We start from the raw sequence: 15,684 nt of genomic DNA on the forward strand, positions 1-15,684 counted from the left end.
CTTGCCTCCTACAAGTCTATTTTTATAATGTTTTTAGCATTATTAAAACAAATATCTTTTACCATATTTCCTAAGAATTCTTCATCCCATGGATATTCACCATCAGCTATAATTTCTCCTATAAATCTACATAAAAGTCTTCTAAAGTATTCATGTCTTGGATATGATAGGAAGGATCTTGAGTCTGTTATCATACCTATAGATTTTGCAAAAGCAGATGTTGCAGACATAATTTTCATCTGATCAAGCATTCCTTCCTTATGGTCTATGTGCCACCAGCTCGGTCCTATCTGTGCTGTTAGAACATTTTCATCATTCCCTCTATTAAATGAACCTGCAATTGTCGAAGCTGGGTAGAATTCGGCTGGGTTAAGTGGGAATATTATAGTTCTTGGAATTGCTCCTTTTTGCTCAATTATATCTAAGAGATTAGCAAGATTTTCTGCCCAAGGCTCATCATTTGTTGCATCTGCTCCAACATCATTACCGAGTTTATTGTAAAGCTTAGTTGAGTTATCTCTTATAACACCTATATGAAGTTCCATAGCCCAATTAAGTTCATTATACTTACTACCTAACCATATCATAAGAGCAGTTTTATAAGCATCTTCTTCCCTTATTTCAAGTTTTTCTCCATTTAATTTCTTTCTTATAATCTCATTTACTTCTTTATCACTTATTTCTTCAAATGGAATGTATTTGAAAGCTTGATCGCTTGCTTCACATCCTTTTTCTTTAAAAAAATTCATTCTTTTTTCTAAAGCTTCTTTTAATGTATCAAATGAATTAATCTCTACTCCTGCTACTTCTGATAATTCTTTTATATAGCTAGTGTAGCTATCTTTTTCTATGGATATGGCCTTATCTGGTCTAAATGCTGGTTTTACTTTTGTTTGAAAACTTTCATCTTCTGCTAGTAAGTCGTGATAGTGAAGATCATCTATAGGATCATTTGTAGTACACACTGCAGCCACATTGCTCATTTTGATAAGTTCACGTGGTCTAAAATCATCTTGAGTTAATTTTTCGTTTGTAATATTAAATATTTCTTCTGCCGTATCAGGCTCTAGGCAATAGTCTATATCAAAATATTTTTTTAGCTCTAGATGTGTCCAATGATAGATTGGATTGCCTATTAGGTTAGGCATTGTAGCAGCATAGGATTTGAATTTATCAAGGTCCGATGCATTTCCTGTTATAAGATCTTCATCTATACCAACTGCTCTCATCACTCGCCATTTGTAGTGATCTCCTCCAAGCCAGGCCTTTGTTATAGAATTTATTTTTTCGTTTTTATATATTTCTTCTGCTTCAAGGTGGCAGTGCCAATCAAAAATAGGCATATATTTTGCATAGTTATGATAAAGTATTTTTGCATATTCTGTATTTAATAGAAAGTCATTTGTTAAAAATTTTTTCATCTAAAGCTCCTTTATAGTAATCCTGCACTTTGTGGCCAAGCTAGCGTTATAGCAGGAATATAGGTAACAAGTACTAGTCCTATTAGTATGAATAGATAGTATCTAATCATATATGGCATGACTTTGGATAGGGAAGTATCTCCTACTTTGATGGCCACAAATAAAGTGTTTCCAACCGGTGGAGTAATATTCCCTATACATAGGTTATAAATTATTATAAGCCCAAATTGAACTGGATTCATTCCAAAGGATTCTACTATTGGTAAAAATAATGGTGTAAATATAAGTATAGCTGGAGTTACATCCATAAAGGTACCTGATACGAGTAGGATAATATTCATTATTAAAAGTAGGATGATTGGATTTTCTGTTACTGATAATAGAGCGTTTCCTATCATTTGTGGTATACCTGTAAAAGCCATAACCCAAGATAAGATATTACTTACACCTATTAAAAATACTACAATTGCACTCATTTTCGCTGATTCTATAATGATGTCTATTATTTTATTAAAGTTAAGATTCTTATATATAAGCCCTAATATGAGTGAATAAACTACTGATATAGCTGATCCCTCTGTAGCTGTAAATACTCCAGCTACAATTCCACCTATTACTATAAAGATTAGTCCAAGAGCAGGTAGTGCAGCAAGAGTTGCACGTCCTAGATTTGCCCAAGAAAACTTATCTTTATCACCTTGATATCCTTTTTTTCTTGCGATATGAACTGCAACTATTATGCAGGCAAGAGTCCATATAAGTCCTGGTATATATCCTGCAAGGAATAAAGCTGCTATTGAAGTACCACCTGAAACTAGGGAATAGGTTATAAGGGCATTGCTTGGGGGTATAAGTAGCCCTGCTGGTGCACTTGCTGCATTTGTTGCTGCAGATAGAGCATTGTCATATCCCATTTCCTCTTCTCCTTCTTTTACCATGGAACCAACCGCTGCAGCAGCAGCTGAGGCTGATCCTGAGATTGCTCCAAAAAGTGCATTAGCTCCCGCATTTGTTACAAGGAGTGCACCAGGAAGTTTGCCAAGTATTGCCATTACAAAATTCACAAGTCTTTTTGCTATACCACCCTCGTTCATGAGGTTGCCAGCTAGTATAAAAAATGGAATTGCTGTAAGGGTAAATGAGCTCATTCCTACAAATGTTCGTTGGGCCGCAGTAAGCACTGCTACATTTAAATCTATAGTTGATAATATTGTTATAATTGAAGCTATACCTATTGAAAAAGCTATTGGTACACCTAATAGTAAGAGTATAGCTAATGATATTAAAATTACTGCTAAGGCTTGTCCACCCATTTTACTCTCCTTTGTTGCTATTACTTTCAAATACTAATTTATCATCATTTTGAGGTATCTTATAATCTGATTTTTTAGTTTTTGATTTGTTTTCTTTTAGCTTATCTATATCATTTTCGTTTTTAAACTTGGCAACACTTGCTTGCTTTGCTATGCGTTCAGAACTAGCCGCTGCTGATTCGACTTGGATAAAGGCCACCCTTCCTTTTGCTATATCAACTATGTTCATTAGAGAATAAATCATGTTGATAATTCCGGTAAAGGGGAGTGGGATATAAAATATTCCTATAGCTACTCCTAAAGATGAGGTCATTTGGTTTAAAGCAAGCTTTGTAATTCTTATTCCACCATATGTGAGAACAAAAAGTGAAAATAAAAATATCATTATTTCAGAAAATATAGCCATGTTTTTTTGAAAAACTGGACTTTTCGTTTCTACAAAGGCAGGTATATTCATATGATCGCGTTCGCTTACTATAAGGCTTGCTCCAAATAAGGTAGTCCAAGCAAAGAGAAAGCTTACAAGCTCTTCTGACCAAGTTGATGGATTTTTAAGTATATATCTAGTGAATACTTGCCATATTACAAATATAAGCATTACAAAAAGGGTAGCTGCAGATAAGAATCTATTTATTTTATCTAATACTTTCCTCATTTTACTCAATCTCCTTTTTTGCTGGATATTCTTTGTTGTATTTTTGTATTGCATTATAGTAAAGCTGAAGTTTGGTATTTCTTTTTAGAACTTCATCTGTAAGGGGTGCAACTTTTTTTACAAATTCATTTTGGTCTGGATATATGAATTCTACTCCTTGTTCATTTGCTGCCTTTTTCTTGGCGTTTTCAACGGCTATTACCCATTCTTTTCTTTGGGTCTCATTTAGTATCTTGAACCCTTCTTCAAACACTTTACGATCTTTTTCAGGTAGCTTATTAAGCCAGTCATAGTTTGCAATTACTATATCTGGAACCATTTGGTGCATATCATATGAATAGTATTTACAAATATCGCCATGCCCATTATCTGTTAAGGACATTTCATTATTCTCAGCACCATCTATAATTCCTGCCTGTAAAGCTGTATAAACTTCGCCAAATCCCATAGGAGATGCAGAACTGCCTAATAAGCTCATCATCTTTACATTAGTAGGAGATTGCTGTACTCTAATCTTAAGTCCTTTAAGGTCATTCGCACTTTCTATAGGCCTATCTTTGGTATAAAAGGAACGGCTACCAGCATCTAGCCAAGTTACAGCCTCAAATCCAGCATCTTTTGTAGATGTAAAGATTGGATTTGTTATAGATTTATCATCCATAACATGGTGGTAGGATTCAGGAGAAACAAATAGATAGGGTAAGTTAAATATTTCGTATACATTATCAAATGTTTCTAGTATTGCATTACTAGCTACGCATATATTTATAGCTCCTGTTTGTGTAAGCTGCACCATATCTGTTTGAGACCCCAATAGTTCTGATGGGAATACCTGCACATCGTATTTATCGCCTAAGTTATCTTCTATGTATTTTTCAAAGGCTATAAGACCTAGATGAGTAGGGTGTTTTTGCGATTGGTTATGACCTACTCTTATGATAATTTTATCGGTATTAGTCTTACTATTGGTTTTATTTGATCCACAAGAAGTCAAAATAAGTCCAAAGAATAAAACTAGAGTTATTAATTTCTTATTAAATTTCATTGTTATCCTCAAATTTCAATTATTTAGATGATCTAACATTAGTCAGACCATCTAAATCATCTAATACTTCTTCTTAGAATCGTATCTATCTTCGTCTTTTTCGATTGCTTCTAAAAGACCATTCAGATATGTTACTCCTAAGGCTCTATCATAAAGACCATAGCCTGCGCGTCCTTCTTCTCCCCAAATCATACGTCCGTGATCTGGTCTAATATATCCATCAAATCCAGCATCTTTGAGGGATTTCATGATTTCATACATATCTAGAGAACCATAATCACTCTTATGAGCTGCTTCATAGAATTTTCTATCTCCTGTAAATTTGATGTTTCTAGCATGGACTGCTCCAATTTTTCCTCTTTTAGCAAAGTCATATAGTATAGCAGGAATATCATTTTCTTTGCGGGAGCCAAGAGAACCAGTGCATACACAAAGGGTATTGGATGGGCTATCTACTAAATTTACAATTTTTTCTAGGTCTTCTACAGTAGAGGTTATTCTTGGTATATCAAATATTGGCCAAGCTGGATCGTCTGGATGGACTGCCATTTTGATTCCTAGATCTTCGCAGATTGGAATAATAGCTTCTAGGAAGTATTTATAGTTTTCACGAAGCTTCTTTTCGTCGATATCCTTGTACTTTTCTAAAACTTCTTCTAAAAGCTCAAGCCTTTCTGGTTCCCAGCCAGGTAATTGAAAGTCTCCAGCGCCTTTAAGAATTCCATCTACCATATCACGAGGCGTAAGTCCTTCTACCATTTTTTGGTCAAAGGCTAAAGTATTTGAGCCATCAGGAAGTCCATGTTTAAGCTCTGTCTTAACCCAGTCAAATACTGGCATGAAGTTATAGATTACAGTTTTCACACCGCATTCTGCAACATTTCTAAGTGATTGTTTATAATTTTCTATATATTTATCACGTGTTGGAAGACCCATTTTAATGTCTTCATGAACGTTAATTGATTCTATGATTTCGCATTCAAGACCTGCTGCATGAACTTCATTAACATATTTTTGAAAAGTTTCCTTATCCCAAATTTCGCCAGCTTCAAACTCATTCATCATACACATAACTCCAGTTACACCTGGGATTTGTTTGATATATTTAAGCTTTATAGGATCGTCATTACCATAATGTCTAAATGTCATTTTCATAAGTTTTATTCCTTTCCATTTTTAATCTTACAGATATTTTTCTAAAGTTTTACGAACAGCTCCAGGTCCTGCTATTAGCTCTCTAAAGTATTTAATAACTTTATCATCTAGTCCAGCATCTGCTAAGTTTACACCAAATATTTTTTCGTTTGATAATAGTCTTTGGATAGCTTTGATATCTTCTAACTCTTCTCCTAATTTTATATTAGCAAAAATTTCTCTTAATTCATCCCTTAGTGGATCAGGAGAAAGTTCAAAGTCATTTCCCTTATCGTCAACTCCTAGTAAATATCTTAGCCAGCCTGCTATTGCAAGAGGAATATATGTGAGAGTTGCTGAATCTAGTTTGTCATTTTCCATATATCTTTTTATAGTTTCACCGAATCTTACTGATATTTTTTGACTTGTATCAGTTGCAATTCTTTGAGGAGTATCAGGCATGTTTGGGTTTGGAAATCTTATATTAATTACTTCATCTATAAATTCTTTTGGACTTATAATTTTTGGATCGATAACCACTGGCAATCCTTCATCATAGCCGATTTTTTTGATAAAGTCTACGAGTTCCTTGTCTTTCATTTCTTCTGCAATAGACTCATATCCAAGTATACAACCATAAGTTGCAAGAGCTGTGTGAAGTGGGTTAAGACAGGTTGTAACTTTCATAGTTTCAACTTGATTTACAGTATATCTATCTGTCATATACACACTAGCTTCTTCGAAAGGAGGACGACCATTTTTGAAACTATCTTCTATTACTAGATATTCTGCCTCCTCACTATTCACGAATTGCGCAATGTAGGTATTTTTTTCTGTAATAACTGTATCCATATTACTAAATCCAAGATCTTCTACGTATTTAGCTACTATGCCAGCAGGTCTTGGTGTGATTTTATCTATCATAGAAAGTGGGAAAGATATATCGTTTTTAAGATATTCTAGGAAATTATCTTCGACTTTGCCATTTTCATTCCACTTTTCAGCAATCATCATGACAGACTTTTTAACTAAATCACCGTTATGGCTAGCATTATCTAAGCTTAATAGGGTAAGAGGAGACTTGCTATCTTTATATCTTTGGTATAAAAGGTTTGTAACTATACTCATGAGATGTCTAGCATCTTCTGGGTTAGAATCTAGATCGTTTTTTACTATATCAATAAGTTCTCCAGTAGAAGTGTATAAGTTGTAGCCTTTTTCTGTGATTGTAAAGCTCATTAGTTCTAAGTTTTTGTTAAGTGCGATCTCTTTTATTCTATCTTTATCAGCAAGAGTAAGAGCTTCGGCAAGATTTGATATTAAATTTGTATCAAAGTCCCCATCTTTATGAAGGGTTACTGATAATGCTAGGTTATCAAAAGGTTTATAAATTTTTTCTATGATTTCTGGATCAAAAGTTTCTACAACAGAGATTCCTCTATCAAATTTGCCTGAGTTAATCATATCTTGACCAACACGAGCTATAAAGCCTCGAAATATGTTACCAGATCCAAATGCAAGCCATTTTGGATCTTTTATAGAATCTTTTCTTAGTTTTTTAACATCATAATTAATTTTATGATCAACTTTTTCTTTTATTTGATCTATATTTGTAAGTTTAAGTTCCATTATTATTCCTTTCTATAATTTTATTAAGCAAAGTATGGGAGTAGCTTTAATGCTAAATTCATTTACTTTTGAAACATAATACTGACATATATTCTACTGAAATTTTTAACCCTATATGTAACCGCTTACAATTGTAATAAAAAAAATAAATTAATTTCAGAGATTGAATTTTTTATTGCTTATCCCATATTTTAAAAATAAAGTTTTTAAAATAATGGGATAAGTAATATAGAATTATTTAACTAATATTTATCAAGTTGTTTCTTTAATAATTAGTTTTGTTTCTATCATATTGCTATTTTTTTCAAGTTCTTTATTATCAATCAAATCTATAAGACTTTTGGTTGCTATATCTGCCTGTAACGCTACATTTTGATCTATTGATGTAATTTTTTTACTAGCATAATTGGTAGCATCAATATTATCAAAACCTATAATACCAATATCATGAGGAATATTTACTCCTTGATTAATCAAATACTTAAAGGCTGGAATTGCTAGAAAGTCTAGTTCAAAGCAAATTGAATCTATTTTCGAGTTAACTTTTAAAAATTCATTTAATTTTTTTAAATCTTTTTCTAAATCCTTTATTTTAAATTCAATATAATCAGAACTTTTATAAAGTTCATCAAGTGCTTCTATAAAGCCAGCTTTTTTAGCTATGTAAGACCTCGTAGCATAGTTTTTTTCATAAGAAACAAACATAGGTTGCTTATAGCCTTTTTGATAAAGGTGAGATAAAGCTTTTTTCATAGCATCAATCTCATCTATATAAACATAACTTATATTTTTACTTTTATTAATTGGATTGGAATTTACCATAGCAAAAGGAATCTCATCTGATAATTTTAGGATTTCATCATAAAAATCATTCTGCTCGTAGGTTGAACCAACACATACTATAGCATCCACTTTATTTTGTCTTAAAAGGTTGAGATAAGCTTTTTTTCTAGTTAAGTCATTAGTACTGTCACCTAGGAGAGTGAGGTATCCATTTGCATTAAGCCTTTGTTCAAGCTCGTAAGCGGATTGTGACTCAAAGTACTTTCTAATGTCAGGAACCATAATTCCAACAAGAGAAGTTTTATTTTTTGCAAGAGATCTTGCAACTCTATTAGGAGTATAGTCATTTTCTTCAATAATATTTAAAATCTTTGCCTTAGCTTTATCACTTACTTTATCAGAATTATTTAGAACTCTTGAAACAGTAGCGATAGAATATCCAGATTTCTGTGCGATATCATAAATATCCATATAATCACCTATTCAATAATTTGTAAGCGCTTACATTACATCTATAGTCTAACGCTTCTATATTTATTTGTCAAGTTTTTTCTTAAAAAGTTATCTTGATCAATTAATAAGAATTCCTATTAGGTTTTTTGTGTATTTTTTAATATATTTATTATATTCTCTAATCCAATACTTTAGGATCATTTTTAATTTCTTCGATTGTAATAGAAACACTAATCTTTCTAAGATTAAGGCAATCTCTAATGAAGCATCTTTTAAGCTACTACCCAACTTGTAAAGTTTTCCATAAATCATTCTCTTTTTTGTATTTTATAGCTAAATCATAACTTATATAAATTTTGTGAAATTTTACAAAATGATTGTAAAATATTAAAAAAGGAGGGCTTATGGATCGAAATGTAAACTTGACTAAGGGTGATATCACTTCTTCTCTTTTAAAATTATCAATACCACTAGCCTTAACTGCTTTTATCCAGATTACCTACGGTTTTGTAGATATGTTTTTTATAGGACGCTTAGGTTCTAATGCCCTTGCAGGTGTTGGACTTGCAGGATTTTTGATATGGATTGCAAATTCTATTACTATGATACCCAAAGTTGGTATGGGGGTTTTTGCTTCACAAGCTTTTGGAAGAGAGAACAAGAAAGAAACAGTTAGAGTTCTAAACAATGGTTATATTTTAACTATTATACTAGCCATTATATATACTTTAATACTACTTATTTTTAGAAATTTATATGTTGGGTTTTTTAAATTATCAGATGTTGCTAGCCAAGATGCTAAAGATTATATATTCATATTAGCTTTAGGCATAACATTTTTCTTTATAAATCCAGTTCTTTCTCAAAGTTTTCAATCTTTAGGAAACTCTTTAACACCTTTTAAGATCAATTCAATTGGTCTTATAGCAAATATTATCCTAGATCCAATTTTGATTTTTGGATGGGGTCCTATACCTAGACTTGAGGTTAAAGGTGCAGCCATAGCTACGGTACTGGCTCAAATTATTGTTAGTGTAATATTTGTAGTCAGAATTATTAGAAAGAATGAACTTCTAAAGAATTCCATAAGTTCTTGGGATCTTAGAGTAGAATGGATGAGTCAAATATTTAAGCTAGGGCTTCCATCTGCCTTGATGAATGCTTATATGGCTTTTGTTAGTATGATGCTAAATAAGTTTATGGCAGGATTTGGGGAAGCAGCGGTGGCTGCCTACTCTGTAGGTAGTCAGCTTGAATCTATAACGTGGAATACTACAGAAGGTCTGCAAATAGGTATAGCTGCAATGGTTGGGCAGAATTATGGTGCCAAATTTCTTGATAGGGTACATGAAGTTATCAAAAAGTCCTTTAAGATAGTATTTTTTATAGGTGCTATATCCATGCTAGTTTTATTTATCTTTAGATATCAGCTGATAAGAATATTTGTCCCAAGCGATCCAGAGACAATAAAGCTTGGAGCCTTATATCTTGCTATTTTATCTGTTTCTCAAATATTTATGGCAGTAGAAATTGGACTTACAGGAGCTTTTAATGGTATGGGAGATACCAAGACTCCAGCAAGGATAGCTATAATATTAAATACTATGAGAATCCCATTCTCTTTAGTGTTTATGCCGATATTTGGAGTGGCAGGAGTGTGGATTGCTATGACATTAACTTCTGTGTTTAAGGGAATATTTAATATGATATTAATGAAAAAGAGAGTGAGAAAAGAACTTTTATAATAAGTTGATATTATTAAAAAATAGCTGAGTACTTTAAGTTACTTAGCTATTTTTTTGTGTGGAGATTTTACTAAAATTTTATCTAAACTTTACATATATATAAATTTTGTAAATAATATACAAAGTATTTTTACAAAATTTATATAAAAACTTCAAATACATTGATAATCAAAGACTTATATATTTTACAATTGTATAATATCTAGTTTACAATTATCATCTAATATCTAATAATGAATGCGATTTTTTGACAAGCTTATTTAAATTATGGAAATAAGAAACTAATATTTATTTTGAAATTAATTAAGCATTCAAAAATTTTTAGTTATAAGGAGACTAGATGAGTAACATTAAACTCGAGAACATCTATAAGGATTATATTGAAGGAGAGCACGTAGTTCGTGATTTTAATCTTGATATAAAGGATGGTGAGTTTATAGTACTGGTTGGTCCTAGCGGTTGTGGAAAATCTACAACACTTAGGATGATTGCTGGCCTGGAAGATATTACATCTGGTAAATTATATTTTGAAGAAAAGCTAATGAATGATGTCCATCCTAAGGATCGTGATATAGCTATGGTTTTTCAAAACTACGCTCTATATCCACATATGTCTGTGGCAGAAAATATGGGTTTTGGTTTAAGAATGCAAAATATGAGCCAAGATGAGATTAATCAAAGGGTAGATAAAACTGCTAGTATTATTGGGCTTACCGAATATCTTGATAGACTTCCAAAAGAACTATCAGGAGGGCAAAGGCAAAGAGTAGCTTTAGGTCGTGCTATATCAAGAAATCCTAAGGTATTTTTAATGGATGAACCACTAAGCAATTTAGATGCTAAACTTAGAGTCCAAACTAGATCTGAAATATCAAATATTTCTAAGGAATTTGGTAATACTACTATTTATGTAACTCATGATCAGGTTGAGGCTATGACCATGGCTGATAGAATTGTTTTGATGCGTGATGGTATTATACAACAAGTTTCAACACCTAAGGATATATACTTATATCCTAATAATGTTTTTGTCGCAGGCTTTATGGGATCACCTGCTATGAATTTCATTCCTGTGAAAGTAACAGAGAAGGGATTAGAGACTAAGACAAGCCTACTAAAGATAAGTGATGTTATGCTAAATGGTCTTGCTTTAAGGGGTTATATGGGCAAGGAGATTATTTTTGGTATAAGGCCTGAGAATCTGTATCTTTCTAAGGATGTTGGTGAAAATGATAGATATGTTAAATTTGATACCAAAGTAAGACTTGCAGAAATGCTAGGATCAGAAACATTGATTCATTTCTTAATCGATAATATTAATATCATTGCAAAAGTAAATACTCTTGATGATTTTGATAGAAATCAAGATATTACCCTTGCTTATGATTTAGATTTTGTAAATTTATTCGATAGGCAAACTACAGAAAGAATTACCTTAGATAGCAAAAAAGATTATAAGCATTTTATAGGAAAGGAGGAAAGAGATAGTGGAAAACACCAATCCGACTATGAAAAATCACGTAGATCAAACTCAAATAATAGCTCAGTCGAGCATTATAAGTCAGCTAAGCTCAGCTAGTTTTGGTCAAGAAGCTTATGATCCTAACTTTAAGCCTATAAAAAAGACGTTTTTTCAAAAAATAGCAAAGTATAAGACTTTTTACTTAATGCTTTTACCAGCTTTAGTGTTTTTTATATTATTTTCTTACTGGCCAATGACAGGAAATATCTTAGCCTTTAGAAAATTTAGTTTTAGTTCTGGTATGTATGGCAAAGGCTGGGTAGGTCTTCAATATTTTAGAGAGTTTTTTGCTGATAGGCAAACGCCAACATATATCAAAAATACTCTTATAATATCAGCAATTAAGCTATTTATTTATTTACCTTTCCCAATAATACTTGCTCTAATCTTTAACGAAATTTCAAATACTAAGCATAGATCTGCTTTCCAATCAATAACATATCTACCATATTTCATATCCTGGGTAGTTGTAATTGGTATGTTAAATAAACTTTTTGCACCAAATACTGGTCTTATTAATGTAATGCTTAAAGGTATTGGAGTAAGTGATGGATCTAAGTTCTATCTTATGGATAATAAATTTTTCTATCCTGCAGTATTTGGAACATATCTATGGAAAAATGTCGGTTGGGATTCGATAATATATTATGCAGCAATAATGGGTATATCACCTTCATTGTATGAGGCGGCAGCTATTGATGGAGCAAATAGATTAAAGCAAACAAGGCATGTAACTCTTCCTGGTATATCAAGAACAATTATGATACTATTTATAATTTCTCTTGGGGGCATACTTTCAGCAGGTTTTGACCAAGTATATTTAATGCAAAATCCAGGAAACTATAAGGTATCAGAGATAATTGATACATATATAGTAAAGACAGGACTAGAAAAAGCAAGATATGGCCCAGCAACAGCAGTTGGTCTTATCCAAGGACTTGTAGGATTGTTACTGACAGTGATTGTAAACAAAATCGCAGATAAATTTGGCGAAAATTCTTTATGGTAAAAGGAGACATAATGAATATTAAAAAAACTTTTAGCAAGGCTATCATTATGGCAATGAGTCTTGTAGCGTTGACAGCTTGTGGAAATTCCAAAGATTCAAATACAGCTACTGATAAAAATCAGACTACACAAACAGAAACTACAAATGAAGATAAAAATGACAAAGAAGCTGGTAAAAGCAAAGAAAGTACAGATGATAATACTGATAAGCCAGATACTTGGATAGCAGATAGAGAAATAAAACTTCTAGTATTTGAATCAGCAGGAGATGCTGGAGAGGATACTATCAGCCCAGAAATAGCTCAATATATCAAAGATAGAACTGGCATTACTTTAACTATAGAATCTGTATCAAATGAAGACTCTTATGAGGCTCTTGCAGCTGGGCTTTCTTCAGGAGATTTACCAGATGCAGTAGCATTTTATTTAGATAATTCAGGCAGACCAGAGTTTCCTCTACTTCTAAAAGCAAGTAATGAAGGAATGTTTGCTGATATATCTGAAGAACTTAAAAATTCTAAAGTCTATGGAAAATATTTTGAAGATGGATATTTACCAAAAGATACGAAAGATAATATCATGATGAGAGATGATCAAGATGGAGCAACATATCTAGTTCATATGTCCATTAATAGAAAAGAAGCTGATCCAGGTCGTAAGACAATCGGTGGTATGTATATGAGAAAAGATATAGCAGAAGATCTTGGTGTAAAGACAGATGATATAAAAACTACAGAAGATATGCAAAAGCTTCTTGAAAAAATTAAAAAGGGAGATTACAAGGATAAAAATGGTAACCCTGTAGTGCCACTTGGACCAACATCTTGGGGTGGATCTGATAGACCTTGGCCATATAGAGACATGGTTTGGGAAGGTGAAGGTGCCCAAAAATTCTTAAAAGATGGGGATAAAGTAAAACACGAATGCATGACAGATTATGCAGAAAAAAGAGTAGCTAAAGTTCGTAAGTGGATTGATGAAGGTCTTATGGATCCAGAGTACTATACCATGGAAGAAACACGTGCCCAAGAGGGGATCCAAAATGGATCATTTGCTATAGTAGCTGACTCTCATAATTACAGACCAGAAATTGCAAATGGTGAATGGATTCCACTAGGAGATCTTAAAAGAGCAGATGGTTCAGATAATATGGTAATGGCATACAAGTCAGGTTATACAGGTTGGGCAATTCCATCAACTACAAAAAATCCGGAAGAAGTTGTAAAATTTGCTGATTGGATGGCTTCTAAAGAAGGTAAATTACTTTATTTCTATGGACTAGAAGGTAAACACTACGATATGGTAGATGGCAAACCAGTTCCTAAAAAAGAATTAGTTAAAGAAGCAGAAGAGAACCCAGATGAGGCTATCAAAGAAGGCTTTAGAGGAGTAAGAGCATTCTGGGGTGAGCACTTTGCTTATACAGATATGGATAACTATGAAGACTTTGGTGAAGAATCCTGGGGCGATAGCGTAAGAGATGAAGGCGGCAATGAAGCTCAAAAAATCATTGAAGAATACAATTATGATGAAAAATATAAAAACAAAGAAGTTATAGATGGTCTTTATCCAAGAGCTTACTTATTTGAATTTGAGGGAGAAGATGGCAATTTATCTCAAGCTCTTGATGATTGGAATGATGCGTTATTAAAAGCTTATTATGCAAAAAGTGATGAAGAAGCAAAAGCACTACTAGACCAAGCTCGTACTGGCCTAGAAGAAGCAGGAATAGATGATTTCTGTAAATTCCTAGAAGATAAAGAAAAAGACGGAGATACAATATTCTATTAATTAGAATATAAAAACATAGGTATACTAGACCAGTGGATAGGGCGTAGGTGTAGCGGAGACCCCTATTTCCCTTTCCATGAACACCCATATACCCATTTCACCCCCCTCCGCCTCGGTAGGGCCAATGAGTAGTAGAATTTCAATTCACGAATTCTATTTTATTAAATAAGTGATATTAAATTTTGAATTTTTTTAAAATTTAATATTGCTAGATAATCAATAAAATTTATATAGTATTCTCCGGAGATTTCCGGAGAATTGTTTTTATAAGGGAGGATTATGAAAAGTACAACAAAACCAATGCAATCTAGCAAATGGTCACAAATCATATTTTATATCGTATTGATACTTATGTCCCTTGCAATTATTTTGCCATTTTTACACATATTAGCCTTAGCTTTTAACTCTGGTAAGGATGCTGCTACAGGTGGGATTACATTTTTCCCAAGAAAGCCTACAACTGAAAATTTTCATGAAGTATTCAAACAAAAAAATCTAGTAAATGGTTTTTTTATATCAGTATTTAGGACAGTTATTGGTACTGTTGCAGGAGTATTTTTGATGAGTATGGCAGCTTGGGCTCTTACAATTCCTGATTTACCAGGCAGAAGTAAAATTACATTCTTTATATTTTTTACTATGTTATTTAGTGGGGGAACCATTCCTTATTATTTGGTGCTTAGCCAGCTTAATCTAACCAATACCATATGGGTTTATGTTATTCCATCTTTATATAGCGTGACTAATATTTTACTTTTAAGGTCTGCTTTTCAGCAAGTACCTATGAGTTTGGTAGAGGCGGCAAGAATCGATGGTATGAAAGAATTTAGGATATTTACTGATATGGTTTTGCCAATGAGTAAGCCAACCCTTGCAACTGTTACACTTTTTACAGCTGTAGGACATTGGAATGACTGGTTTGCTGGAAGCTTTTATGTTAGAAATCAAAAGCTAAAACCACTGGCAACATTACTTCAAGATATGCTTACCCGTCAACAAGGTTTAGCAGATGTGCTTGCTAAAAACTCGGGGGCAGCCTATCAACAACTTGATAAGGTACAAATAACAGGGGATTCGCTTCAAATGGCTACTATTATAGTTGTAATATTACCTATAGTAATTATGTATCCATTTATACAAAAATATTTTGTTCAAGGTATAACTATAGGATCTGTTAAGGAGTAG

At 32.7% G+C, this 15,684-nt stretch carries 11 protein-coding genes and 1 pseudogene; 5 read left to right on the forward strand and 7 right to left on the reverse strand.

The window, feature by feature from the left end:
* Nucleotides 1-8 precede the first annotated feature (8 nt).
* The 7 genes from uxaC to ABXG81_RS00745 form a co-directional block, all read right to left on the reverse strand.
* Nucleotides 9-1,421, reverse strand: a complete 1,413-nt coding sequence (uxaC, locus tag ABXG81_RS00715; protein WP_353528886.1) for a glucuronate isomerase — start codon at nucleotides 1,419-1,421, stop codon at nucleotides 9-11.
* A gap of 11 nt (nucleotides 1,422-1,432) precedes the next feature.
* Entirely contained in the window at nucleotides 1,433-2,734 is a 1,302-nt protein-coding gene (locus ABXG81_RS00720) for a TRAP transporter large permease (RefSeq protein ID WP_316122491.1), read from the reverse strand.
* 1 nt (nucleotide 2,735) lies between these two features.
* On the reverse strand, nucleotides 2,736-3,389 hold the full coding sequence (locus tag ABXG81_RS00725; protein WP_353528887.1) for a TRAP transporter small permease: 654 nt from the start codon (nucleotides 3,387-3,389) through the stop codon (nucleotides 2,736-2,738).
* 1 nt (nucleotide 3,390) lies between these two features.
* Nucleotides 3,391-4,434 (reverse strand): TRAP transporter substrate-binding protein, encoded by a 1,044-nt coding sequence (locus ABXG81_RS00730; RefSeq protein ID WP_353528888.1) that lies wholly within the window; start codon nucleotides 4,432-4,434, stop codon nucleotides 3,391-3,393.
* Between the two features lie 60 nt (nucleotides 4,435-4,494).
* Complete coding sequence (locus ABXG81_RS00735) at nucleotides 4,495-5,589, reverse strand: mannonate dehydratase (protein ID WP_316111925.1); 1,095 nt, start codon at nucleotides 5,587-5,589, stop codon at nucleotides 4,495-4,497.
* Between the two features lie 27 nt (nucleotides 5,590-5,616).
* Entirely contained in the window at nucleotides 5,617-7,197 is a 1,581-nt protein-coding gene (locus tag ABXG81_RS00740; protein WP_353528889.1) for a mannitol dehydrogenase family protein, read from the reverse strand.
* Nucleotides 7,198-7,449: 252 nt separating this feature from the next.
* Nucleotides 7,450-8,451, reverse strand: coding sequence for a LacI family DNA-binding transcriptional regulator (locus ABXG81_RS00745; protein WP_353528890.1), 1,002 nt, complete (start codon nucleotides 8,449-8,451; stop codon nucleotides 7,450-7,452).
* A gap of 386 nt (nucleotides 8,452-8,837) precedes the next feature.
* Between ABXG81_RS00745 and ABXG81_RS00750 the strand changes: the two genes are divergently transcribed.
* From ABXG81_RS00750 to ABXG81_RS00770, 5 genes and pseudogenes are all read left to right on the forward strand, one after another.
* Nucleotides 8,838-10,178 carry an MATE family efflux transporter gene (locus tag ABXG81_RS00750; protein ID WP_288223148.1) on the forward strand — a complete coding sequence of 447 codons (1,341 nt, stop codon included), beginning with the start codon at nucleotides 8,838-8,840 and terminating at the stop codon, nucleotides 10,176-10,178.
* 340 nt (nucleotides 10,179-10,518) lie between these two features.
* Nucleotides 10,519-11,598, forward strand: a pseudogene (locus ABXG81_RS00755) (ABC transporter ATP-binding protein); the annotation flags it as partial.
* A 67-nt stretch (nucleotides 11,599-11,665) separates the two neighbouring features.
* On the forward strand, nucleotides 11,666-12,709 hold the full coding sequence (locus ABXG81_RS00760; protein ID WP_209814394.1) for an ABC transporter permease subunit: 1,044 nt from the start codon (nucleotides 11,666-11,668) through the stop codon (nucleotides 12,707-12,709).
* 11 nt (nucleotides 12,710-12,720) lie between these two features.
* Nucleotides 12,721-14,499, forward strand: a complete 1,779-nt coding sequence (locus ABXG81_RS00765) for an extracellular solute-binding protein (RefSeq protein ID WP_209814392.1) — start codon at nucleotides 12,721-12,723, stop codon at nucleotides 14,497-14,499.
* Between the two features lie 279 nt (nucleotides 14,500-14,778).
* A complete protein-coding gene (locus ABXG81_RS00770; protein ID WP_117522255.1) occupies nucleotides 14,779-15,684 on the forward strand; it encodes a carbohydrate ABC transporter permease in 906 nt (301 codons plus the stop codon).

The organism is Anaerococcus nagyae, from assembly GCF_040364225.1.
GTDB lineage: Bacteria > Bacillota > Clostridia > Tissierellales > Peptoniphilaceae > Anaerococcus > Anaerococcus nagyae.

Coding starts and splice junctions, on each gene's coding strand:
- uxaC (WP_353528886.1), bottom strand. CDS start 1,421: ATGAAAAAATTTTTAACAAATGACTTTCTATTAAATACAGAATATGCA.
- ABXG81_RS00720 (WP_316122491.1), bottom strand. CDS start 2,734: ATGGGTGGACAAGCCTTAGCAGTAATTTTAATATCATTAGCTATACTC.
- ABXG81_RS00725 (WP_353528887.1), bottom strand. CDS start 3,389: ATGAGGAAAGTATTAGATAAAATAAATAGATTCTTATCTGCAGCTACC.
- ABXG81_RS00730 (WP_353528888.1), bottom strand. CDS start 4,434: ATGAAATTTAATAAGAAATTAATAACTCTAGTTTTATTCTTTGGACTT.
- ABXG81_RS00735 (WP_316111925.1), bottom strand. CDS start 5,589: ATGAAAATGACATTTAGACATTATGGTAATGACGATCCTATAAAGCTT.
- ABXG81_RS00740 (WP_353528889.1), bottom strand. CDS start 7,197: ATGGAACTTAAACTTACAAATATAGATCAAATAAAAGAAAAAGTTGAT.
- ABXG81_RS00745 (WP_353528890.1), bottom strand. CDS start 8,451: ATGGATATTTATGATATCGCACAGAAATCTGGATATTCTATCGCTACT.
- ABXG81_RS00750 (WP_288223148.1), top strand. CDS start 8,838: ATGGATCGAAATGTAAACTTGACTAAGGGTGATATCACTTCTTCTCTT.
- ABXG81_RS00765 (WP_209814392.1), top strand. CDS start 12,721: ATGAATATTAAAAAAACTTTTAGCAAGGCTATCATTATGGCAATGAGT.
- ABXG81_RS00770 (WP_117522255.1), top strand. CDS start 14,779: ATGAAAAGTACAACAAAACCAATGCAATCTAGCAAATGGTCACAAATC.